This window comes from Streptomyces marincola (assembly GCF_020410765.1).
Classification (GTDB): domain Bacteria; phylum Actinomycetota; class Actinomycetes; order Streptomycetales; family Streptomycetaceae; genus Streptomyces; species Streptomyces marincola.
On the sequence record NZ_CP084541.1, the window covers coordinates 3,461,615 to 3,483,849 of the forward strand.

18 protein-coding genes are annotated in these 22,235 nt (G+C 74.4%); 11 read left to right on the plus strand and 7 right to left on the minus strand.

The window, feature by feature from the left end; translation table 11 throughout:
* Positions 1-57: 57 nt before the first annotated feature.
* Genes LC193_RS14915 through LC193_RS14925 form a run of 3 tightly spaced genes read left to right on the plus strand, consistent with a single transcriptional unit; the run spans position 58 to position 2,794 of the window.
* Positions 58-786: a polysaccharide deacetylase family protein gene (locus LC193_RS14915; protein WP_226078629.1), complete on the plus strand. Its 729-nt coding sequence runs from the start codon at positions 58-60 to the stop codon at positions 784-786.
* A complete protein-coding gene (locus tag LC193_RS14920; RefSeq protein ID WP_226074661.1) occupies positions 783-2,057 on the plus strand; it encodes a glycosyltransferase in 1,275 nt (424 codons plus the stop codon). Before LC193_RS14915 ends, LC193_RS14920 begins: the two co-directional genes overlap by 4 nt.
* The gene (locus LC193_RS14925; RefSeq protein WP_226074663.1) at positions 2,057-2,794 is read left to right on the plus strand and encodes a lipopolysaccharide biosynthesis protein; all 738 of its coding nucleotides are present in this window, start codon (positions 2,057-2,059) and stop codon (positions 2,792-2,794) included. Before LC193_RS14920 ends, LC193_RS14925 begins: the two co-directional genes overlap by 1 nt.
* A gap of 26 nt (positions 2,795-2,820) precedes the next feature.
* Here LC193_RS14925 and LC193_RS14930 read toward each other — a convergent pair whose 3' ends face one another.
* The 6 genes from LC193_RS14930 to hisC all read right to left on the minus strand — a co-directional run bounded on the left by LC193_RS14930 (position 2,821) and on the right by hisC (position 12,851).
* The gene (locus LC193_RS14930; RefSeq protein ID WP_226074665.1) at positions 2,821-3,570 is read right to left on the minus strand and encodes an SDR family oxidoreductase; all 750 of its coding nucleotides are present in this window, start codon (positions 3,568-3,570) and stop codon (positions 2,821-2,823) included.
* 58 nt (positions 3,571-3,628) lie between these two features.
* The gene (locus LC193_RS14935) at positions 3,629-5,176 is read right to left on the minus strand and encodes a GAF domain-containing sensor histidine kinase (RefSeq protein WP_226074667.1); all 1,548 of its coding nucleotides are present in this window, start codon (positions 5,174-5,176) and stop codon (positions 3,629-3,631) included.
* Positions 5,177-5,190: 14 nt separating this feature from the next.
* Positions 5,191-8,859: a thiol reductant ABC exporter subunit CydD gene (cydD, locus tag LC193_RS14940; protein ID WP_226078635.1), complete on the minus strand. Its 3,669-nt coding sequence runs from the start codon at positions 8,857-8,859 to the stop codon at positions 5,191-5,193.
* 75 nt (positions 8,860-8,934) lie between these two features.
* Positions 8,935-9,957 (minus strand): cytochrome d ubiquinol oxidase subunit II, encoded by a 1,023-nt coding sequence (gene cydB / locus LC193_RS14945; RefSeq protein ID WP_226074669.1) that lies wholly within the window; start codon positions 9,955-9,957, stop codon positions 8,935-8,937.
* An 89-nt stretch (positions 9,958-10,046) separates the two neighbouring features.
* A complete protein-coding gene (locus tag LC193_RS14950) occupies positions 10,047-11,582 on the minus strand; it encodes a cytochrome ubiquinol oxidase subunit I (RefSeq protein ID WP_226074671.1) in 1,536 nt (511 codons plus the stop codon).
* A gap of 153 nt (positions 11,583-11,735) precedes the next feature.
* Positions 11,736-12,851, minus strand: coding sequence for a histidinol-phosphate transaminase (gene hisC / locus LC193_RS14955; RefSeq protein WP_318842160.1), 1,116 nt, complete (start codon positions 12,849-12,851; stop codon positions 11,736-11,738).
* 302 nt (positions 12,852-13,153) lie between these two features.
* Here hisC and LC193_RS14960 point away from each other — a divergent pair, with 302 nt between their 5' ends.
* From LC193_RS14960 to LC193_RS14970, 3 genes are all read left to right on the plus strand, one after another.
* Positions 13,154-14,290 (plus strand): LacI family DNA-binding transcriptional regulator, encoded by a 1,137-nt coding sequence (locus LC193_RS14960; RefSeq protein ID WP_226074673.1) that lies wholly within the window; start codon positions 13,154-13,156, stop codon positions 14,288-14,290.
* A 149-nt stretch (positions 14,291-14,439) separates the two neighbouring features.
* Complete coding sequence (locus LC193_RS14965) at positions 14,440-15,387, plus strand: metallophosphoesterase (RefSeq protein ID WP_226074675.1); 948 nt, start codon at positions 14,440-14,442, stop codon at positions 15,385-15,387.
* A 158-nt stretch (positions 15,388-15,545) separates the two neighbouring features.
* A complete protein-coding gene (locus LC193_RS14970) occupies positions 15,546-16,313 on the plus strand; it encodes a hypothetical protein (protein ID WP_226074677.1) in 768 nt (255 codons plus the stop codon).
* Positions 16,314-16,405: 92 nt separating this feature from the next.
* Here the strand turns inward: LC193_RS14970 and LC193_RS14975 are convergent, their stop codons facing one another.
* On the minus strand, positions 16,406-17,233 hold the full coding sequence (locus LC193_RS14975) for a Cof-type HAD-IIB family hydrolase (protein WP_226074679.1): 828 nt from the start codon (positions 17,231-17,233) through the stop codon (positions 16,406-16,408).
* Between the two features lie 114 nt (positions 17,234-17,347).
* Here LC193_RS14975 and LC193_RS14980 point away from each other — a divergent pair, with 114 nt between their 5' ends.
* The 5 genes from LC193_RS14980 to LC193_RS15000 all read left to right on the plus strand — a co-directional run bounded on the left by LC193_RS14980 (position 17,348) and on the right by LC193_RS15000 (position 22,228).
* A complete protein-coding gene (locus LC193_RS14980) occupies positions 17,348-18,280 on the plus strand; it encodes an LLM class flavin-dependent oxidoreductase (protein WP_226074681.1) in 933 nt (310 codons plus the stop codon).
* 158 nt (positions 18,281-18,438) lie between these two features.
* Positions 18,439-19,320: a class I SAM-dependent methyltransferase gene (locus LC193_RS14985; protein ID WP_226074683.1), complete on the plus strand. Its 882-nt coding sequence runs from the start codon at positions 18,439-18,441 to the stop codon at positions 19,318-19,320.
* Positions 19,321-19,439: 119 nt separating this feature from the next.
* Positions 19,440-20,429, plus strand: coding sequence for an ABC transporter ATP-binding protein (locus LC193_RS14990; protein WP_226078645.1), 990 nt, complete (start codon positions 19,440-19,442; stop codon positions 20,427-20,429).
* Positions 20,426-21,310 (plus strand): ABC transporter permease subunit, encoded by an 885-nt coding sequence (locus LC193_RS14995; protein ID WP_226074685.1) that lies wholly within the window; start codon positions 20,426-20,428, stop codon positions 21,308-21,310. Before LC193_RS14990 ends, LC193_RS14995 begins: the two co-directional genes overlap by 4 nt.
* The gene (locus LC193_RS15000) at positions 21,311-22,228 is read left to right on the plus strand and encodes an ABC transporter ATP-binding protein (protein ID WP_226074687.1); all 918 of its coding nucleotides are present in this window, start codon (positions 21,311-21,313) and stop codon (positions 22,226-22,228) included.
* Positions 22,229-22,235: the final 7 nt, after the last annotated feature.

Sequence of the window (22,235 nt, forward strand, 5' to 3'; positions counted from 1 at the left end):
CGGTCCGCGGGCAGGACCGGCCGGCGCGCCGCCGCTCCCCCGCCGCTGTGGCTGCTGATGTACCACTCGATCGCCTACACGGCGTACGACCCCTACAAGATCACCGTCAGCCCCGACCGGCTGCACAGCCAGCTCACGTGGCTGCGGCGGCGCGGCCTGCGCGGCGTGTCCGTCGGCGAACTCCTGCGGGCCCGCGCCGCAGGCCGCGCCGAACGCCTGGTCGGCCTCACCTTCGACGACGGGTACCGCGACTTCCTCGACACCGCGCTGCCGCTGCTGCGCGCGCACGGCTGCACGGCGACCGTCTTCGTGCTCCCCGGGCGGCTGCACGGCAGCAACGCGTGGGACCCGGATGGGCCTCGCAAACGTTTGCTGAACGCCGATGGCATCAAGGAGGTCGCCGCGGCTGGCATGGAGATCGGCTCGCACGGCATGACGCACGTGACGCTGCGCGGCGCCGACGACGAGGTGCTCGACCACGAGGTCGCGAACAGCCGGCGGCGGCTGACCGACCTCACCGGCGTTCCGGTGCAAGGGTTCTGCTACCCGTACGGCCAGCTGGACCGGCGTGCCGTGGCCGCCGTCGAGGCGGCGGGCTACGGCTACGCCTGCGCGATCAGCCCGGGGCGCGCGACCGGGCAGTTCGCGCTGCCGCGTATTCACGTCGGCGAACACGATGGGCCGCTGCGGCTGCGTCTGAAGCGCGCGCTGCACCCCGTGCGCCGCCGCCGGGTGCCGCCGCTGCCCGCGCCGGCGGCGCCGGCCGAGCCGCTGGAGGCGAGGTGACCGCGCGGTACGCCCCGGCGGCTGGCCCGCCGCGCGCGCTGCACGTCATCACCGGGCTCGGCACGGGAGGCGCGGAACGCCAGCTGCGCGCGCTGCTGCGCCGCCTCCCGGTGGCCTGCGACGTGGTCACGCTCACCCACCCGGGCGTCGTCGCGCGAGAGTTGCGCGCCGACGGGGTGCGCGTGGCGCACCTGGGGATGGAGGGCAACGGCGACACGGGCGCCGCGCTGCGTCTTGCGCGGCTGATCCGGCGGGGGCGCTACGACCTGGTGCACACCCACCTGTACCGCGCGTGCGTGTACGGGCGGGTCGCGGCGCGGCTGGCCGGCGTGCGGGCCGTGGTGGCCACCGAGCACTCGCTGGGGCAGGACCGCATCGAGGGCCGGGCGTTGAACCCGGCGAACCGGGCGCTGTACCTGGCGACGGAACGGCTCGGCGCGGCGACCGTCGCGGTGTCGGGCGCGGTGGCGGGGCGGCTGCGGGCCTGGGGGGTGCCGGAGCGGCGGATCCACGTGGTGCCGAACGGCATCGAGCCGGCCCGCTTCCGTTTCGACGCCGCCGCGCGCCGTGCCGTGCGCGGCCGACTCGGGCTGCCGGGGCACGCCGTGGTGGTGGGCGGCGTCGGCCGGCTGGTGCCGGGCAAGCGGTTCGACGTGCTGCTGCGGGCGCTGGCCCGGCTGCCGGAGCACGTGTGGCTGGTCCTGGCCGGGGCGGGTCCTGAACGCGCCTCGCTCGACGCGCTCGCGGTGCGCCTCGGCGTGGCGCGGCGCGTGGTGTTCGCGGGGGACGTGGGCGATGTGGCGGGGGTGCTGTCCGCGATGGACGTGTTCGTGTCGCCTTCGGTCGAGGAGACGTTCGGCCTCGCCGTGGTGGAGGCGCTGGCGTCGGGGCTTCCCGTGCTGCACGTGACGTGCCCGGCCGTGGACGAACTGCCGCGCGGCGAGGCGCCGGGCGCCCGGCGGACCGGTGCCTCGCCGGGCGAACTCGCGGGCGCGCTCGGGGCCGAACTCGCCCTCGGCGTGCGGCGGCTGCCGGTGCCGCGCGCGGTGGAGCGCTACGGCATGGGGCAGGCGGCCGACCGGCTGCTCGGCGTGTACCGGGCCGTGCGGCGCGAGGCCGGGACCGCCGGGTGGCCCGGATCGTGCGGGGGGACGGGGGCGTCGGGGGCGTTCGAAACGTTCGGTCGGGTCGGGCCGGTGGCGGTTCCGGGCGGCGGGGCGGCCGAGTGGACCGGGGAAGCCGAGTGGACCAGGGAAGGAGTGAGCGGGTGATGGGGCGACTGCGCGCCTGGGCGGCCGGGCTGCCCGGCTGGTGGCCCGCGGTGCTCGGCCTGCTGCTCGGGCTGCTCGCGGGCGCGGGGCACGCGCTGTGGGCGGACCGCGAGTACGCGGCCGAGGCGTCGGTGGTCGTGACCGCAGAAGACCCGGCGGAGGCGGTCGGCTTCGCCCAGTCCTACGGGCGGCTCGCGACCGGTGACGCGGTGCTGCGCACCGCGCAGACGGACGCGGGGGTTACGGCGGGAACGCTGCGCACCCGGGTGCGCGCCGGTACGTCGCCCGACGCGCCGGTCATCGGGATCACCGGGACCGGGCCGCGCCCGCAGGACGCGGCCAGGGCGGCGGGCGCGGTGGCGCGCGCCCTGGTCGCGCACACCGAGGCGGCGGGCGAGGCCACCGGGGTGCGGGTGGTGCCGCTGACCGAGGCGGCGCTGCCCACGGCGGCGGCGTCGCCGGTGCCGTGGCTCTCGGTGGCGCTCGGCGGCTGCGCGGGCGCGGTGGCCGGCGGCGCGGCGGTCCTGGCGCGCGGCGGGGGGCCGCGGCCGATCCGGCCGCGCCTGGGGCGCGGTGCGTTCGGGCGCGGCGGACCCGTGCTGGTCACGCCCGTGCTCGGCACGGTGGTTCCCTCGGCGGTGGCCGGCCCCGGGTCGGTGCCGGTCGGGGAACTGACCGGGGCCCCGGCCGCGGGTGCCTCGGCCGCCGGGACGGGCCGCGGGGCCGCGCCGGGGTGAGCCCGGGGGCGGGTGCGCGGCAGTGGTCAGTGGCCGCGTTCCGCCCCGCCGTTGACCTGGATCGTCTGGGCGGTGATGTGACCGGCCGCGTGGGAGGCGAGCCAGTGCAGCGTCTCGGCGACGTCCCCTGGGGCGCCGGCGCGGCCGGTCATGGTCTCGTCGATCCGGGCCGCGCGGCGTTCGGGCGTCATGTTCGCGCCGAAGAACTCCGTGTCGTCGACGTAGCCGGGCGCCACCAGGTTCACGGTGACGCCCCGGGGGCCGAGGGCGGCGGCGAGGGCGTAGGCGTACGGGTGCAGCGCGGCCTTGCTCGCGGCGTAGGCGGGGGAGCCCGAGCCGCGGTAGGCGGCGATGGAGCTGAGGAAGAGGACCCGGCCGCCCGGCGAGGCGAGCCGGTCGCGCAGGGCCTCGGTGAGCAGGACGGCGGACAGGGTGTTGGTGCGGAAGTTCAGGGCCCAGTCGTGGGCGGTCGCGGCGAGCCTGTCCTCCGTGGCGGGGCGGGGTTCGAGTCCGCCGTTGCCGCCCGCGCCGTGCACCAGGACGTCGACCGTGCCGAAGCGGTCGGCGATGGCGGTGGCGGCGCGGGCGACCTCGGCCGCGTCCGTCAGGTCGGCGGGGAGCGCGACCGCGTGGTCGAGGCCGGCCGCCGCGCGTTCGACGACCTCGGCGCGGCGGCCGATCAGGACGGTCGTGTCGCCGTCGCGGTCGAAGCAGCGGGCGGTCGCCAGGCCGATCCCGGTGCCCCCGCCGCTGATGATCACTGTGCGTGCCGTCATGCCGGAACGGTAACCCGCCGCCGTGTCACCGGGGGCGCGAACCGCGCCACCCGCCCGGTCACCTGGGCACCTGCCAGGTGACCTCGGTGCCCCGGCCGCCGAGGCCGGTGCCGGTGCCGGCCGAGCCGCCGAGCGCTTCCGCGCGGTCGGCGAGGTTGGCCAGGCCGCTGCGGCGCGTGGCGCCCGGCGGCAGGCCGACCCCGTCGTCCGCGACGGTGAGCCGCACCGCGCCGCGGCCGTCCGGCAGGTGGGCCGTGGCGTCGACGGCGACCTCGACGCGCGAGGCGTGCGCGTGGCGGGCCGCGTTGGACAGGGCTTCGCGGAGCGCGGCGAGCAGGTTGCGGGAGGCGACCTCGCCGACGGCGTTGTCCACGGGCCCGGTGAACGTGGCCGACGGGGTGAACCCCAGCGTGCGGGCGGCGGACGCGGTCTCGCGCAGCACGCGGGCGCGCAGCCCGGCGGGGGCGTCCTCGGGCGGCTGGCGCAGCGCGAAGATCGCGGTGCGGATCTCCTGGATGGTGGCGTCGAGTTCGCGGGTCGCGGAGTCGATGCGGTCGCGCAGGTCCTGGGACGGGGTGGCGCGGCGGGCGCTCTCCAGGCTCATGCCGACGGCGAAGATGCGCTGGATCACCAGGTCGTGCAGGTCGCGGGCGATGCGGTCGCGGTCGGCGAGCACGGCGAGCAGTTCGCGGTCGCGGCGGGCCCGCGCGACGACCAGGGCGAGCGCGGCCTGCTGGGCGAACTGGGTGGCCAGGGCGCGTTCCGGCACCGAGTAGGGCGCGGCGCCCTCGGCGCGGGTCAGGGACAGCGCGCCGAGGGCCGTTCCGTCGTCGGCGAGGGGCAGCAGCATGCTCGGGCCCGGGTGCGGCACGAGGCCCGTGACGGGTTCCGTGTCGGTCGCCGGGTCGTCGATGAAGACGGGTTCGCCCGCGAGCACGCGGTGCACGGCCGGGCTGCCGGCCGGGACCGTGGCGCCGATGAGGCGGGCGGCGCCGGCCGACGACGCGGCGACCACTTCGAGGCCGCCGTCGCGGCCCGGTTCGAGCACGGCTCCGGTCGCGGCCCCGGCCAGGCGTCTGGCCTGCTCGGCGACCACGGCGAGCGCGTTGCCCGCGTCCTCGTCGTCCTCGGCGGAGAGCAGGGCCGTGGACACCTCGAAGCTGCCGTCCATCCAGCGGGCCTGCTGCCTGACCGCCTCGTGCAGGCGGGCGTTGCCGATGGCGATGCCCGCCTCGCCGGCCAGGATCGCGAGGAGTTGCCGGTCGGCGGGGGTGAACAGGCCGTCGGTCTTGTCCGCGAGCAGCAGCGCGCCGAACCGCGCGCCGTGCACCAGGACCGGGACGCACAGGGTGCCGGGCGCGTCCGGGTGCGGCCTGCCGCCGTCGAGCAGGGTGCGGATCAGCCGTTCCGCGCCCGCGGGGTGGTCGGTGCCGTGGGTGACGAACCGGCCGATGGTCTCGCCGTCCTCGCCGAGCACGGCGAGTGCCGCGTACCGGGTGCCCGCCAGGTCGGCCGCGGTCGTGACGATGCGGTCCAGCAGGGCGCCGGGCTCGATGTCGCCGCCGATGGCCTCCATGGCCTGGAGCAGCCGGGGCATGGCCTCCATGCCACTGAGGGTACTTAGTTCCGATTGGCGGCGAAAGTCGGCTTTGTTCCAGGCGCCGGGTGCGCCGAGCCGTTCCGGGCCGCCGGGTCCGCCCGTTCCGCCGCCCGCTGCCGCTCCCGCACGTTCTGCGCGTCCTGCGCGCGTTCGCGCGTGAGCAGGTCGCGGAACGGCCCGTCGGCCGAGGCGAGCGCGGCGTACGGGCCGCGCTGCACCACGCGGCCGGCGTCGAGCACGATCACCTCGTCGACCGCCGCGAGGCCGGTCAGCCGGTGCGTGATCAGCAGGGTGGTGCGCCCCTCCGTGGCCGCGAGCAGGTCGGCGGTGAGCGCGTCCGCGGTGGGCAGGTCGAGGTGTTCCGCGGGCTCGTCGAGTACCAGCACGGGGAAGTCGGCCAGCAGGGCGCGGGCCAGCGCGAGGCGCTGCCGCTGCCCGCCGGAGAGGCGGGCGCCGTGCTCGCCGACGAGCGTGTCGAGGCCGTCGGGCAGGCCGCGCACCCAGTCCAGGAGCCGCGCCGCGCGCAGGGCCTCGCGCAGGGTGGCGTCGTCGGCGCCGGGGGCGGCCAGCCGCAGGTTCTCGCGCAGGGTGCTGTCGAAAAGGTGCGCGTCCTGCGCGCACAGGCCGACGTGGCGGCGGACGGTGTCGCCGTCCAGGGCCGCGGCGTCGGTGCCGCCGAGCGTGTAGGAGCCGGATTCGGCGTCGAGGAAGCGCAGCAGGCAGTGCGCGAGCGTGGTCTTGCCCGCGCCCGACGGGCCGACGACGGCGACGCGGCGGCCCGGCGTGAGGTCCAGGTCGACGCCGTCGAGCGCGGGCCGCGCCCCGCCGGGGTGGCGGGCGGTCAGCCCGCGCAGCCGCAGCGGGAACGGCGTGGCCGGGGCGGGGGCCGGGCGCTCCGGCTCCCTGACCGGCGCCGGGGCGTCGGTGATCTCCTGGATGCGGCGGGCCGCCTCGTGGGCGCGCTGCCGGTGCTGGACCGCCTGCGGCAGCCCGGCGACGGCCTCGAACGCCGCGAGGGGAACGAGCACGACCGTCGCCAGCCAGACGCCTTCGAGCCCGCCGCCGGTCACCGCGGGCACCCCCGCCCAGGCGGCGGCCGTCACGGTCAGCCCGGTGGTCAGGGTGGTCAGCGCGCCACCGAGCGCGGTGGCCGAGGCGGACCGGGCGGCGAGCGCGGTCAGTTCCGTGTCGGCGTCGCGGACGGCCGCGTGCCGGGCCGGCAGGGCGCCGGCGACGGTGAGTTCCGCGGTGCCGGTCAGCAGGTCGAGGGTGCGGACGGACAGCTCGCCGCGGGCCGGCGCGAGGCGGCGCTCGGTGCGGCGGGCGACGGCGCCGGTCAGGGCGGGCACGGCGACGCCCGCGACCAGCAGCCCGGCGGCCAGCGCGGCGCCCGCGGCCGGCAGCAGCCAGCCGGTGAACGCCACGGCCGCGGTGCCGACGGTGGCGGCGGCGGCCACCGGGAGCAGCCAGCGCAGGAAGTAGTCCTGGAGCGTGTCGACGTCCGCCACCACCCGCGAGAGCAGGTCGCCGCGGCGGGCGCGCCCGAGTCCCGCGGGAGCGAGGCGTTCGAGCCGCTGGTAGACCGTGACGCGCAGGCCGGCGAGGATGCGCAGCACCGCGTCGTGCGACAGCAGCCGCTCGGTGTAGCGGAAGAACGCGCGGCCGATGCCGAACGCGCGGGTCGCGGTCACGGCGATCATCAGGTACATCACGGGCGGCTGTTCCCACGCGCGCGAGATCAGCCAGCCCGAGGTCGCCATCAGGCCGACGGCGCTGCCCAGCGCGAGCGCGCCGAGGACCGTGGACCACAGCAGCCGCCAGCGCCGGGTGGCTCCCTCCGCCCGGACCCGGGCCAGCGGGCCGCCCCGGCGCGCGGGCCGGGTCTCCGCGGCCCCGGGCGGGGTCTCCTCCGGTGTGCCGGGGCCGGTGGGCGTCTCGCCGGACGGCTGGGGCCGCGCGGGTCCCGTCCCGGTGGCACCGGCCGGGTCCGGCCGTTCGGGTGAGTCCGGGCCCGGGGCCGGGGCGATGCTTGGTTCCACGTGAAACATCCGGTCGGCCGCCGCGAGCAGCGCCGGCCGGTGCGTCACCAGGACCATGGTCCGGCCGGCGGCGAGGCGGCGCACGGCGGCGGCCACGGCCGCCTCGGTCGCGCCGTCGAGCGCGGCCGTCGGCTCGTCGAGCAGGACCAGCGGCCGGTCGGCCAGGAACGCCCGGGCCAGCGCCACCCGCCTGCGCTGCCCGGCGGACAGGCCGGAGCCGCCCTCGCCCAGCCGCAGTTCCGGATCGATCCCGGCGGCCTCGGCGGCCTTCAACGCGGCGGCGACCGCGGCCTCGTCGGCGTCGGGCCGCAGCAGGCGCACGTTGTCGGCGACCGTGCCGGCGAACAGGTACGGGTGCTGCGGCACCCATGCCACCTGGCGGTGCCAGTCGGCCGGGTCGACGTCGGCGAGGTCCCGGCCGTCGATCAGCACGCGGCCGGCAGTCGGCCTGACCAGGCCGAGGAGCGCGGCGATGAGCGTCGACTTGCCGCCGCCGGACGGCCCGGTCAGGGCGACCGTCTCGCCCGGCGCGATGCTGAGGCTGGTGCGGGCCAGGGCGTCGGTCTCCCGGTCCTGGTAGCGGACGACGACGTCCTCCAGCGTGATCACGGCCCGCTCGGCGCGCGGCGCCGGGGCCGTGCCGTGCGGCGGCGGCTCCTCCGCGAGCACCGAGAACACCTCGTCCGCGGCGGACAGCCCCTCCTGCGCCGCGTGGTAGTGGGTGCCGATCTGCCGCAGCGGCAGGTACGCCTCGGGCGCGAGCAGCAGGACCACCAGGCCCGTGTACAGGTCGAGGTCGCCGTGCACGAGCCGCATGCCGATGCCGACGGCGACCAGGGCCACGGAGATGGTGGAGAGGAGTTCGAGCGCGAACGAGGACAGGAACGCGATCCGCAGCGAGCGCAGGGTGCCGCGCCGGTAGTCGTCGGTGATGCGGCGGATGTTCTCGGCCTGGGCCTTGGCCCGGCCGAAGACCTTCAACGTGGCCAGGCCGCCGACGACATCGAGGAAGTGGCCGGAGAGCCGGGCCAGCCGGCGCCACTGCCGGTCCATGTGGGCCTGGGTGGCCCAGCCGATCAAGGCCATGAACACGGGGATCAGCGGCAGCGTCACGGCGATGGTGGCGGCGGCCACCCAGTCGTCGGTGACGATGCGCGCCAGCACGACGACCGGCACGACCGCGGCCAGGCCCAGTTGGGGCAGGTAGCGGGCGAAGTAGCCGTCGAGCGCGTCGATGCCGCGCGTGGCGAGCGTGGTCAGCTCGCCCGTCGACCGGCCGCCCGGCAGCGCGCCCCCGTGCCGGGTGGCGTGGGCGAGCAGCTTGAGGCGCAGTTCGGACTTCACCGCGGCGGCGGCCCGGTGGGCGGCCAGCTCGGTCAGGTAGGTCACCAGGGCGCGCCCGGCGGCGGTGGCCGCGAGCAGCAGCAACGGCGTGCCCAGGTCGTCGAGGCCGCGGCCCTCGGTGAACGCGTCGGCCACGATCTGCGCGATCAGCAGCGCCTGCGCGATGACCAGCAGCGCGCCGGCGAGGCCGAGCGCCACCGAGGCCAGCAGGAAGCCCCGCGTCGCCCGGGCGTGCCGCAGCAGCCGCGGGTCGACGGGTCCCCTGCGCCGCTCCCCGCCGGGGGCGGCGGGCCGCCCGGCCGCCACCGGCTCGCGGGCCGCGTCCCGTATCCGTGCCGAGGTCACGTGGTCACTCCTCGCTCGTCCCGCTCGGTGCCGTGCTCAGGACGCCGCCGCCGGCGCGTCCGCCTGACCGGCGATGTGCTGGGTCCCGATCCGCTTGCGGAAGACCCAGTACGTCCAGCCCTGGTACAGCAGGACGACCGGGGTGGCCAGGGCCGCGCACCACGTCATGATCCGCAGCGTGTACGGGCTCGACGCGGCGTTGTCGACGGTGAGGCTCCACTCGGGGGCTGTCGAGGACGGCATGACCTCGGGGAAGAGCGCCAGGAAGATCATGGCGACCGCGGCGACCACCACGACCCCCGACCAGATGAACGCCCAGCCCTCGCGGCCCCGGCCGTTGGCCGCGAGCGCGGCGAGCAGCGCGCCGCCCGCGACGGCCAGGGCGGCGAGGCTGCGCACGTTGCCGTGGTCGGCCTGCGTCCACAGCAGGAACGCGGCGCCGAGCGCACCGGCCGCGACGCCGGTGCCCGTCGCGACGCGGCGGGCCCGCAGCCGGATGTCGCCGACGGTCTTGAGCGCGGTGAAGACCGCGCCGTGGAAGGTGAAGAGCAGGACGGTGGCCGCGCCGCCGAGCAGCGCGTGCGGGCCGAGCAGGTCGAACACGGTCCCGGTGTACTCGTGGCCGGAGCCGATGGGCACGCCGCGCACGATGTTGGCGAAGGCCACGCCCCACAGGAACGCCGTCAGCAGCGACGTCCAGAAGATGGCGTGCTCCCAGTTGCGCTGCCAGCGCTCCTCCGGCCGCTTGTGCCGGTACTCGAACGCGACGCCGCGCACGATCAGGCACACGAGGATCAGCAGCAGGGGCAGGTAGAAGCCGGAGAACAGGGTGGCGTACCACTCGGGGAAGGCGGCGAACGTCGCGCCGCCCGCGGTGATCAGCCAGACTTCGTTGCCGTCCCACACGGGGCCGATCGTGTTGATCAGCACCCGGCGTTCGGGGCGGTTCCTGGCCAGGGTGCCGGTCAGGATGCCGACGCCGAAGTCGAAGCCTTCGAGGAAGAAATAGCCCGTCCACAGCACGGCGATGAGGACGAACCAGACGTCCGGGAGGTCCATCGCACGCTCCTCACTCAGGGGTTGTCGCAGGTTGGTCGTGTCGGGGGCGCGGGGCCCGGCCGGGGTGCGGCCCGGCCGGGCCGCCGGGCTCAGTAGGAGAACGCCATCGGCCGGTCGGCGTCCGCGTCGTCGTCATCGCCGCCGCGCGGCCCTGTGCCGCCGCCGATGCGGGTGGGCGGGTTGAGGTCGGCCTCGGTGAGTTCCGGCGGGCCGGCCTTCGCGTACTTGGCCATCAGCTTCACCTCGATGACCGCGAGCACCGCGTACAGCAGCGTGAACACCGTCATGGAGATGATCACTTCGCCCTGCGAGACGCCGGGCGAGACGGCCGCGTCGGTGCGCAGCAGGCCGTAGACGACCCAGGGCTGGCGTCCGGTCTCCGTGAAGATCCAGCCCCACACGTTCGCGACCAGCGGGAACAGCATGGTCCACAGCGCCAGCCGCCAGTACCAGCCGCTGAGCACGGGGCCGAGCTCGCGCTGCGGCGTCAACGCCAGGCGGGGCGGTTCGTCCTCGCCGGTGCGCAGCCCGGGGGCGAGCAGGAAGCGGCGCCGGGTGAGCCACAGGCCGAGCGCGCCGAGCGCGGCCGAGGCCATGCCGAAGCCGATCATCCAGCGGAAGCTCCAGTAGGCGAGCGGGATGTTGGGCCGGTAGTCGCCCGGTCCGTGCTCCTCGGCGAGTGCCTCGTTCATGTCGTTGATGCCGGGCACGGGCTCGGAGAAGTTGTCGTGCGCGAGGAAGGAGAGCAGGCCGGGGATCTCGACGGCGACCGTGTTGTGGCCCTCGTCCACGTCCCCCACGGCGAACAGGGAGAACGGCGCGGGCCCCTCGGTGTCCCACAGGGCCTCGGCGGCGGCCATCTTCATCGGCTGCTGCTCGTACATGATCTTGGCGAGCCGGTCGCCGCTGAGGGCGGTGAGCATGCCGGCGGCGACCATGGTGATGAGGCCCAGCCGCAGGGAGGTGCGCATCACGGCCACGTGCCGCCGGCGCATGAGGTGGTAGGCGGCGATGCCGACCATGAACGCCCCGCCGGTCAGGAACGCGGCCGTGATCGTGTGGGCGAACTGCGCGACCGCGGTGTTCTGCGTGAGGACGTGCAGGAAGTCGGTCAGCTCGGCGCGGCCGGTCTCCTCGTTGATGCGGTAGCCGACCGGGTGCTGCATCCAGGAGTTCGCGGCCAGGATGAAGTAGGCCGAGAGCACGGTGCCGACGGCGACGGTCCAGATCGTGGCCAGGTGCAGCTTGGGCGGCAGCTTGTCCCAGCCGAAGATCCACAGGCCGATGAACGTCGACTCGAAGAAGAAGGCGATCAGGGCCTCGAAGGCCAGCGGGGCGCCGAAGACGTCACCGACGAAGCGGGAGTAGTCCGACCAGTTCATGCCGAACTGGAACTCCTGCACGATGCCCGTGACCACACCCATCGCGATGTTGATCAGGAACAGCTTGCCCCAGAACTTGGTGGCCTTGAGGTACTTCTCCTTGCGGGTGCGCACCCACGCCGTCTGGAGGCAGGCGGTCAGGGTGGCCAGGGAGATGGTGAGGGGGACGAAGAGGAAGTGGTAGACGGTCGTGATGCCGAACTGCCACCGCGCCAGGGTCTCCGGGGCGAGAGCGAGGTCCATGTCCTTCTCCTCCGCACAGTGCGCGGACATATCTTGTGAACGTATTCACATTCACAAGCCATTATGGACCACCCCGCTCCACGCCCCTGACCAGGGGGGTGTCCCCGCGGTGCCCCGGGGGTCGCCCGGGGCACCGGCCGGCGGGGGGACGTGTCAGCCCTGTTCCCCAAGTGCCCCGAACCGCGCGGAGGTTGCCAGCAGGATGTCGTTGGCCTCCGGCTCCCCGACCGTGATCCTGACCCCCTCGCCCGCGAACGGCCGCACCATGACACCCGCCTCCTCGCACGCCGCGGCGAACGCCGCGGTGCGCTCGCCGAGCCGCAGCCACACGAAGTTCGCCTGGGACACGGGCACGCGCCAGCCCTGCGCGGCCAGCCCGTCCGCCACCCGCGTCCGCTCCTCCACCAGGGCGTCGACCCGCTTCAGCAGCTCCGGCTCCGCGCGCAGCGAGGCCAGCGCCGCGTCCTGCGCGATCTGGCTCACCCCGAACGGCACCGCCGTCTTGCGCAGCGCCGCCGCCACCGGCTCGTGCGCCACCGCGAAGCCGACGCGGAGACCGGCCAGGCCGTACGCCTTGGAGAAGGTGCGCAGCACGCACACGTTGGGCCGGTCGCGGTACACGTCCAGGCCGTCGGGCACCTCGGGGTCGCGCACGAACTCCCGGTACGCCTCGTCGAGCACCACGAGCACGTCGGGCGGCACCCGGTCGAGGAACGCCTCAAGAGCGGCCCGGCCCAGGGCGGTGCCGGTCGGGTTGTTCGGGTTGCAGAGGAAGATCAGCCGGGTGCGCGGCGTGATCGCGTCGGCCATCGCCGGCAGGTCGTGGCCCTCGTCGGCCGTGAGCGGCACCTCGACCGGCACGGCCCCTGAGATCCTGGTGATGATCGGGTACGCCTCGAACGAGCGCCAGGCGTACATCACCTCGTCCCCCGGCCCCGCCGTGGCCTGGAGCAGCTGCTGGGCCACGCCGACCGAGCCGGTGCCGACCGCCAGGTGCGCGGCCGGCACGCCGAAGTGCGCGGCGAGCCCGTCGAGCAGGGCCGAGGCGGCCATGTCCGGATAGCGGTTGAGCGAGCCCGCCGCTACCACCGCGTCCTCCAGGACGCCGGGCAGCGGCGGGTACGGGTTCTCGTTGGAGGACAGCTTGAACGAGCGGGGCCCGGTGCCGGCCGGCCGGCCCGGGGCGTAGGCGGGGATTCCGTCGAGCGCTGCGCGCAGCCGAGGGCCCACGGCCGCCGGCACCACGGGGCCCTGAGAAGATGTGCTCATCCTCCTCACTTTATGGGGAACGCCCCGTCCGGCGTAGCCCTTCTGTGAAGCGCACTCCCGACGGTTCCGCGCCCCTGGCGGGCGCCCTGGCGCGCTCCACCCGTGAGGGTGAGGGCCCGGATGTTGAACGGCGCGCGCTCACTCGAAGTACGCCGTCGCACGTTGGTTCTCTGGTCACCAATCCCGCTGATGATCTTCATATGCAAGGCGGAACGGTCGAATGACCTTGCAGAAACGTACTGTCGGCCGTTGGGCTTGATCCCGCTGTCCCCCGCCCTACCCGGGCCTACCATCAGGTCGCCATGACAGCAGCGAAGCATCAGATGACCCGGTCCTCCGGCCGCCGCACCGGCGGTCGCGCGGGCATTCGGGATGTCGCGGCAGCCGCGGGGGTCTCGATCACCACGGTCTCCGATGCGCTGAACGGCAAGGGGCGGCTGCCGGACGCCACCCGCCGCCACGTCCGCTCGGTGGCCGACCGCCTCGGCTACCGGCCCTCGGCCGCCGCGCGCACGCTGCGGACCGGCAAGTCGGGGCTGATCGGCCTCACCGTCACCACCTACGGCGACGAACCGTTCACCTTCACGGAGTTCGCCTACTTCGCCGAAATGGCCCGCGCCGCCACCTCCGCCGCGCTCGCCCGCGGATACGCCCTGGTCATCCTGCCCGCGACCTCGCGGCACCGGGACTTCGACGTGTGGTCCAACGTCGCGCTCGACGGCACGGTCGTCATCGACCCGTCCGACCACGACCCGGTCGTCGCCGAGCTGGTCAGGCAGGGCATCCCGGTCGTCTCCGACGGCAGACCGGGCGGCAGCCTGCCGGTCACCGCGTGGGTGGACAACGACCACGAGGCCGCCGTCGCCGGGCTCCTCGACCACCTCGCCGCCGCCGGCGCCCGCCGCATCGGCCTGCTGACCGGCACGAGCACCGACACCTACACGCGGCTGTCGACCACCGCGTACCTCGACTGGTGCGCCCGGGCCGGGCAGGAGCCCGTCTACGAGGCGTACCCGGCGCACGACCCGTGCGCGAGCGCCGTCGCGGCGGACCGGCTGCTGGCCCGCCCCGACCGGCCCGACGCCGTGTACGGCCTGTTCGACCCGAACGGCACCGACCTCCTGGCCGCCGCCCGCAGATACGGGCTGCGCGTGCCGGACGACCTGCTCCTCGTCTGTTGCAGCGAGTCGAGCGTCTACGCGACGACCGAGCCGCCCATCACCACGTTGTCGCTGAAGCCGGGGCGGATCGGCACCACCGTGATCCACCTCCTGATCGACGCCATCGAGGGCGCGCCGGGCGCGGGCCGCGGCACCCCGCGGGTGATGCCGACCGAGCTGATCGTCCGCGCCTCGTCGCAGCGCCGCAGGTGCCCGTCGCCCCGGCTTCCGCACGCCACGGTGACGGCCCCGCTCACACCCCCTGCCGTCGACCAGTAGTTTCGGGTAGACAGTTATCCGGCTGCCGATGGTGCCCCCGGGTGTGTCACTGTCGTGCACCGGGATTCCTATGATGGGCGAATGGCACCGTGACCTGGCCGGACGGGCAGGTTGTGAAGGCGAGGCGGCGCGTAGTGGTGGAGGGGTCGATGACTCAGGGGGCCGGCCAGGGACCGGAAGCGTGGCGGGACGCGGGGCAAGGCGGCCCCGACCAGCCGGACGCCGTCTACTCCCCAACGGTGCCCGACCTGCCCGTGATCGACGGCGCCGGCCCGCTGTACGTCGTCGGTGACGTGCACGGATACCTCGACGAGCTGCGGTCCGCGCTGCGTGCGGCGGGCCTGACGGACGAGAACGACAGCTGGGCTGCGGGCACGGCGCGGCTGTGGTTCCTCGGGGACTTCACCGACCGCGGGCCCGACGGCGTCGGCGTGATCGACCTGGTGATGCGGCTGTCCGCGGAGGCCGCGGCGGCCGGCGGGTACTGCAAGGCGCTGCTGGGGAACCACGAGCTGCTGCTGATCGGCGCCAGCCGGTTCGGGGACGCCCCGGTGGACTCGGCGGCCGGTACCGCGTCGTTCCAGGCGGCCTGGCTGCTCAACGGCGGCCAGCGCACGGACATGGAGCGGTTGCGCGATCACCACATCCAGTGGATGTCGCGCCTCGACTCGATGGCTCTGGCGGACGGCCACCTGCTGCTGCACTCCGACACCACGGCCTACCTCGACTACGGCGACACGATCGACGACGTCAACGACGCGATCTGGCAGGCGCTCCAGCGCAACGACGTCGAGGAGACCTGGGACCTGTTCCGCAAGTTCACCAAGCGCTTCGCCTTCCGCGACGAGGCCGGGCCGCAGGCCGTTCGGGAGCTGCTCGACACCTACGGCGGCCGGCGCGTGGTCCACGGCCACAGCCCCATCCCCTACCTCACGGGCGAGACCGGCGGCGCCGACGGGGACGGGGGCGAGGGCGTGAACGGCGCGCCGCGCGTGGACGGGCCGCACGTGTACGCGGACGCCCTGGCCGTCGCGATGGACGGCGGGGTCACCATGGCGGGGAAGCTGCTCGTCGCGCGGCTGCCGCTGGAGGGCTGAGGGCCGGTCGGGCGGGCCCGGTCGGCTGTCACCGGGCGTGACCGGTCGGGTCCAGATCGGGCAGATCCCGGCAATTCCCTGTCAAAAACGGTCGGTTGGCCTTACCATCGGGGCCCGCTCATTGAGCTCTCCGCCACCAGAAGCATCCGGGGTCACCCATGAGCAGCCCTGACGCTCTGCCGCCGGAGGACCGCGCCGCGTTCGAGCAGGTCCTCGACGAGGCCCTGCGCTCCGCCAGGTCCGCCGGCCGGGTCGACGCGGCCGGGGCCGAGGCGCTGCGCGCGCTGGCCGTCGACGCGCTGCCCCGGCTGGCCGCCACGGCCGCGCCCGAGCACGAACGGCTGGTGCGGCTGCGCGACCGGCGGCCGGCCGGCGAACCGCCGCGCCCGCCGGAGTCCGCGCCGGGCGCGGGAACGGGCGTGACCGCCCTCGTCCTCGCGCTGGTCCCCGCGCTCGCCGCCGTGGCCGCGCTCGTCTTCCTGCTGCTCGGCCACGTGCTGGCCCTCGGCGACCCGGAACCCGCGGTGGCGGCGCCGATGCGGACGGCGGGCTGGACGTTCGCCGCCGTGGCCGCGCTGGGGCTGCTGGGCGCGGTCGCCGGTCTCGTGGTGGCCGCCGCGCGCAACGGCGCGACCTCGGGCCAGGACACGGCCGCGGCGCGGGACCAGCTCGCGCGGGCCGGCGCGGAGTGGCGGCGCGCGCTGCTCGACCGCGGGATCGCGCCGTTCCTGCGGGAGCACGCGCCGGGGGAACGGCCGCCCGGCGGCGCGCGCCCGCGGTTCTCCTCGCCGGACTTCTCCTCGCCCGACTTCTCACGCCGCGCCGAGGCACCGGCCCCGCGCCGCGGCGGTGCGCGGTTCTCCTCGCCGCGGTTCTCCTCGCCCGACTTCTCGTCCCCGGCCGAGGGCGGCGCCGACCGCGACTGACGACCGCGACTGACGACCGAGCCCGGCGCGCCCCGGCACCGGCGTCCGGGACCGGGCTCCCGGAACCGGGGGAGAACGCCCGCGCGCCCGGTTCAGCCGGCCGCGCGGCTCAGCAGCTCCTCGATGACGAGGGCGACCCCGTCCTCCTCGTTGGACGCGGTCCGCCGGTGGGCCGCCGCGAGGACGGCGGGGTGGGCGTTGGCCATGGCGTATCCGGTGCCGACCCAGCCGAGCATCTCCAGGTCGTTGGGCATGTCGCCGAACGCCACGACCTCGTCGGGCCTGATGCCGTAACGGCGGCAGCGCTGCGCCAGCGTGCTGGCCTTGCTGACGCCCGGCGCGCTGATCTCCAGCAGCGCGCTGCGGCTCGACCGGGTGAACTCGCCGTGCTCCGCCGCGGCCTCCCGCCCGAGCCGCAGGAACTCGTCCGGGTCCAGGTCCCCGTGGTGGGCCAGGAGTTTGAGCACCGGGTGCGCCGCGCGGTCGCGCGCGGGCGAGAGCAGCTTCTCGACCGGGGCGACCTCCGAGGCGACGTCCATGGTCAACGGCGGGTACGCCGGCTCGTGGTGGATGCCGCCGGCGCGTTCGACCGCGAAGCTCACGCCGGGCGCGACGCGGCGCAGCGCGTGCACGACGGCCAGCGCGTTCTCGGGCTGGATGGGGCGGGTCTCGACCAGTTCGCCGCCGCGGTGCAGGTCGGCGACGGCCGCCCCGTTCCCGCAGATGGCGAGGCCGTGGCCGTGGACGTGCGCGCTGACCACGCCCATCCAGCGCGCGGGCCGGCCGGTGACGAACAGGACGTGGATGCCCGCCCGCTCCGCCGCGGCGAGGGCGGCGACGGTGCGGGGGGAGACGGTCGCGTCGTTGCGCAGCAGGGTGCCGTCGAGGTCGGTGGCGATGAGGCGCGGAAGCGTGGGCACAATCCATCAGCATATGCGCGCACATGCGTGCAGAGGAGTACTCGCATGTGCTCACGCCGGGGGCGGCTTCCGAAACCGGCGAAACACTGACCGAAAAGGGCCTAGGCTGCTGCCATGGGTGCTTCTCCCGAGCTTCCGCTGCGGCTGTCCACCGTGATCCTGCCGATTCACCGCTGGTCCCCGGACGGTCGGCGGATCTGGCGGCGTGCCGAGGACCTGGGCTTCCACGCGGCCTACACGTACGACCATCTCTCGTGGCGCAGTTTCCGCGACCGCACGTGGTTCGGCGCGGTGCCGACGCTGACGGCCGCCGCGGCCGTCACGGAGCGCATCCGGCTCGGCACGCTGGTCTCCTCGCCGAACTTCCGGCACCCGGTGTCGCTGGCCAAGGAGTTGATGACGCTCGACGACGTGTCGCAGGGCCGGTTCACGCTCGGCATCGGCTCGGGCGGCACGGGCTTCGACGCCACCGCGCTCGGCAACGAGGCGTGGCCGCCGCGGGAGCGGGCCGACCGCTTCGAGGAGTTCGTGCGGCTGCTCGACCGGCTGCTGAGCGAGAACGGCTCGGGCGGCGTCTCGTACCAGGGCGAGTTCTACTCGGCGTACGAGGTCCGCACGGTGCCCGGCTGTGTGCAGCGCCCGCGGCTGCCCTTCGCGGTGGCCGCGACCGGGCGGCGCGGGATGCGGCTGGCCGCGCGGCACGGGCAGGCGTGGGTGACGACGGGTGACCCGAAGACGTTCGACGGCTCGGCCGCCGACTTCATGACCGGCCTGGCCCGGCAGGTCGAGCAGCTGGAGAGCGTGTGCGAGGACGCGGGCCGGGAGCCCGCGGGGCTGGACAGAATTCTGCTCGACGCGAGCGGGACGCCGGCCGGGATCGCCCCGCTGGCCTCGGTCGACGCCTTCGTCGACTACGCGGGCGCGTGCGCCGAGCTGGGATTCACCGAGCTGGTGCTGCACTGGCCGGTGCCCGATTCGGTGTTCGCCGCCGATCTCGACGTGTTCGAGCGCGTGGTCACCGAGGGGCTGCCGCAGCTCGCCGGGTGAGCGTGGGGGAACGGGCCCCGGCGGCCGTTCCCCGCGGTGTGCGGAGGAAACCCCTGTGTGGTCAGGCGAGTTGAATACCAGGTAAAAAGTGTCTCGGCTCGGTACGACATTCGGATGATGCGATAGCCGAACGCGTTTCCGACCATTAGCGTCGCATCATGAGCCTCCTCCGCACGACAGCGCAGCCCGTACTCAGGCGTATTGACCAGCGCATCGACAGGAAGCTGCGCAAGGAACTGCGCGATACCAAGGACGAGCTGAAGCGTCTCAAGGAGCATCAGCACGCCATCGAGATGCTGCTCGGCAGCGACGGCCGCCGTTTCCACCGCTACCCGACCCCCGCGCAGCTCAGCGCCGTGGCGCGGCAGGTCGGCGAGATCACCGGCGAGAAGCACGCGCGCCGCGCCGTCATCCAGGCGTACCGCACGCTGGTCGAGGTGGAGAACCGCGGGGTGGGCCGCCTGGCCGGCGGCACGTCGAACATCCTGGGCAAGCTCGCCGCCACCCCGCTGCTCAAGCCGCCGAACGGGGACGTGCTGGAGATCGGAACGCTCTACGGCCTGTTCGCCGGCTGCCTGGCGCGCCAGATGCTGCGGGCCGGCATCCCCTACCAGCTGACGATCGTCGACCCGATCGCCCCGGTGCAGCTCCAGGAGGGCATGGAGATCACCCACGACCCCTCCGCGACGCCGATCAACGAGGACATCGTTCGCGCCAATCTGCACTACGCGGGGGTGCTGCCCGACCGGCTGCGCCTGCTGCGCGGCTACTCCACCGACGAGGCGATACACGCGCAGCTCGCCGGCGGGAAGTTCGGCGTCATCGTCGTGGACGGCGACCACTCGGCGGAGGGCGTGAAGGCCGACCTGAACTGGGTCGAGGAGCTGGCCGCCCCGGGCGCCGTCGTCGTCATCGACGACTACGACGACCGCGTGTGGCCGGGCGTGAAGGAGGCGACGGACGAGCACCTGGCGGGCGAGGGCACGCGGCTGACCAAGATCGGGCAGGTCACGACGAGCGCGTTCCTGCGGGCGGAGTGACGCGGCGGGCCGCCCCCTAGGGGGAGGCCCCGGAGTGCCGGGCTACCAAAGTCCGCGGGCGCCCTACCAAAGTGTGACGCGTACCGGGCACGGAACGCACTAGCGTCACCCGGGTGAGCGTGATTCAGACCGAGAGCCTGACCAAGCGGTACCCCAAAGTGACCGCTTTGGACCGGCTGACCGTAGATATCGGGCCGGGGGTGACCGGTCTTGTCGGCGCCAACGGGGCCGGTAAATCCACCTTGATCAAAATACTGCTCGGGCTCGCCCCCGCGAGCGAGGGCACCGCCCGCGTGCTCGGAAAGGATTCCGCGCACGAGGGCGGTGCCATCCGCGAGCAGGTCGGCTACATGCCCGAGCACGACTGCCTGCCGCCCGACGTGTCGGCGACCGAGTTCGTCGTGCACATGGCCCGCATGGCGGGCCTGCCGCGCACGTCGGCCCGCGAACGCACCGCGGACACGCTGCGGCACGTCGGCCTCCACGAGGAGCGCTACCGCCCGATGGGCGGCTACTCCACGGGCATGAAGCAGCGCGTGAAACTCGCGCAGGCCCTCGTGCACGACCCGCGCCTGGTGCTCCTCGACGAGCCGACGAACGGCCTCGACCCGGCGGGACGCGACGAGATGCTCGGCCTGATCCGCCGCGTCCACGCCGAGTTCGGCATCTCGGTCCTCGTCACCTCCCACCTGCTCGGCGAGCTGGAGCGCATCAGCGACCACGTCGTCGTCATCGACGGCGGCAAGCTGCTGCGTTCCCAGAGCATCGGCGGCTTCACCGGCGCCACGGCCTCCCTCGCCGTCGAGGTCACCGACAGCGACGCGCACCCCGACGGCACCCGGGCCCTGCTCGACGCGCTCGCCGCGCGCGGCCTGGCCGCGACCGCGGGCACCGGCCACGTCGTGCACGTCGACGCGTCCGCCCCGGACACGAAAGCCGGTGCCGATGCCGATGCCGATACCGATACCGACGCCGACCGCGTGTACGACGTCGTCCGCGACACCGTCGCGGACCTCGGCCTCGGCCTGATCCGGATGGAGCAGCGCCGCCACCGCATCGCCGAGGTGTTCCAGAACGACCGGAACGACCGGGAAGAGGTCCGTTCATGACCGCCCCCGCGCCGGACGCGCGCATCCACGACATCGGGTACCGCAGGTACGAGGGCGAACGGCTCGGCGCCCTGTACGCCAGGCGCTCGCTGTTCGTCCACTCGCTGCGCGGGGCGTTCGGCCTCGGCCGTTCCGCGCGCTCCAAGGTGCTGCCCTTCGGCCTGTTCGCCATCATGTGCGCGCCCGCGGTCGTCATGGTCGCGGTCGCGGTGTTCGCGGGCCTGGACGAGCTGCCGATCGAGTACACGTCCTACGGCGTGTTCATGCAGCCGATCTTCGGCCTCTACCTCGCGCTCGCCGCACCGCAGATGGTGTCGCTCGACCTGCGCTACAAGACGATCCCGCTGTACTTCTCCCGCCCCATCACGCGCACCGACTACGTCGTCGCCAAGAGCGCCGCGCTCGTCGCCGCGCTGTTCCTCTTCGTCGGCGTCCCGCTGGTCATCGCCTACGCGGGCGGCCTCCTCGCGGAACTCGGCTTCGCCGACCAGACCAGCGGGTTCGCCCGCGGCCTGCTCGCCACCGCCGTGTTCGCCGTGCTGCACGCCGCGATCGGCCTGCTCATCGCCTCGCTCACGCCGCGCCGCGGCTTCGGCGTCGCGGCGATCATCTCGGTGCTCACGATCCCCTACTTCGCGGTCCTCTCCCTGATGGTCGTGGCCGACGAGCAGGGCAGCGCCGACGCCGTCGAGTGGATCGGCCTCTTCTCGCCCGGCACGCTGTTCGAAGGCTTCCAGGCCGCGTTCCTCGGCGGGGAGCTCGAGTTCCCCGGCATCGACTCGCTCTCGGGCGCCGCGGGTGCCGTGTACGCCGTGGTCATCATCGCCCTCATCGCCCTGTGCCACGTGCTGCTGGCGCGCCGCTACCGGAAGGCGGGCTAAGTGACCACCATCCGCATCGACCGGACCTCCCGCTGGTTCGGCAACGTCGTCGCCGTCAACGACATCACCATGGAGATCGCCCCGGGCATCACCGGGCTCCTCGGCCCGAACGGCGCGGGCAAGTCCACGCTGATCCACATGATGAGCGGCTTCCTCGCCCCCTCGTCCGGGTCCGTCACCCTCGACGACCGCACGATCTGGCGCAACGCCGCCGCGTACCGCGAGATCGGCCTCGTGCCCGAGCGCGAGGGCATGTACGACTACCTCACCGGCGGCGAGTTCGTGCTCGCCAACGCCGAGCTGCACGGCCTGTCCGACCCAGGCGCCGCCACCCGCGCCGCCCTCGACACGGTCGACATGGCGCACGCCGCCGACCGCCGCATCGACACCTACAGCAAGGGCATGCGGCAGCGCGTGAAGATGGCCTCGGCCCTCGTGCACGAACCCTCGGTGCTGCTGCTCGACGAGCCGTTCAACGGCATGGACCCGCGCCAGCGCATGCAACTGATGGACCTGCTGCGGAAGATGGGCCAGGACGGCAGGACCGTGCTGTTCTCCTCGCACATCCTGGAGGAGGTCGAGCAACTCGCCACCCACATCGAGGTGATCGTCGCGGGCCGGCACGCCGCGTCGGGCGACTACCGCAAGATCCGCCGCCTGATGACCGACCGGCCGCACCGCTACCTCGTGCGGTCCAGCGACGACAGGGCCCTGGCGGCGGCGCTCATCGCCGACCGTTCCACCAGCGGCATCGAGTTCGACGCGGCCGAGGACGCGCTGCGCGTCCAGGCCGTCGACTTCGGCCGCTTCACCACTCAACTCCCCCGCCTGGCACGGGAGCACGGCATCCGGCTGCTCACGGTCTCACCGTCCGACGAGTCGCTGGAAAGCGTCTTCTCCTACCTGGTCAGCCGATAGGACCCGA

Excerpts from the sequence above, each read along its gene's own strand:
- LC193_RS14935 (WP_226074667.1), bottom strand. The coding sequence starts at position 5,176 with ATGGAGGCCATGCCCCGGCTGCTCCAGGCCATGGAGGCCATCGGCGGC.
- LC193_RS14960 (WP_226074673.1), top strand. The coding sequence starts at position 13,154 with ATGACAGCAGCGAAGCATCAGATGACCCGGTCCTCCGGCCGCCGCACC.
- LC193_RS14925 (WP_226074663.1), top strand. The coding sequence starts at position 2,057 with ATGGGGCGACTGCGCGCCTGGGCGGCCGGGCTGCCCGGCTGGTGGCCC.
- LC193_RS14930 (WP_226074665.1), bottom strand. The coding sequence starts at position 3,570 with ATGACGGCACGCACAGTGATCATCAGCGGCGGGGGCACCGGGATCGGC.
- hisC (WP_318842160.1), bottom strand. The coding sequence starts at position 12,851 with ATGAGCACATCTTCTCAGGGCCCCGTGGTGCCGGCGGCCGTGGGCCCT.
- LC193_RS14950 (WP_226074671.1), bottom strand. The coding sequence starts at position 11,582 with ATGGACCTCGCTCTCGCCCCGGAGACCCTGGCGCGGTGGCAGTTCGGC.
- LC193_RS14970 (WP_226074677.1), top strand. The coding sequence starts at position 15,546 with ATGAGCAGCCCTGACGCTCTGCCGCCGGAGGACCGCGCCGCGTTCGAG.
- LC193_RS14995 (WP_226074685.1), top strand. The coding sequence starts at position 20,426 with ATGACCGCCCCCGCGCCGGACGCGCGCATCCACGACATCGGGTACCGC.
- LC193_RS14980 (WP_226074681.1), top strand. The coding sequence starts at position 17,348 with ATGGGTGCTTCTCCCGAGCTTCCGCTGCGGCTGTCCACCGTGATCCTG.
- LC193_RS14985 (WP_226074683.1), top strand. The coding sequence starts at position 18,439 with ATGAGCCTCCTCCGCACGACAGCGCAGCCCGTACTCAGGCGTATTGAC.
- LC193_RS14965 (WP_226074675.1), top strand. The coding sequence starts at position 14,440 with ATGACTCAGGGGGCCGGCCAGGGACCGGAAGCGTGGCGGGACGCGGGG.
- LC193_RS14915 (WP_226078629.1), top strand. The coding sequence starts at position 58 with ATGTACCACTCGATCGCCTACACGGCGTACGACCCCTACAAGATCACC.
- cydB (WP_226074669.1), bottom strand. The coding sequence starts at position 9,957 with ATGGACCTCCCGGACGTCTGGTTCGTCCTCATCGCCGTGCTGTGGACG.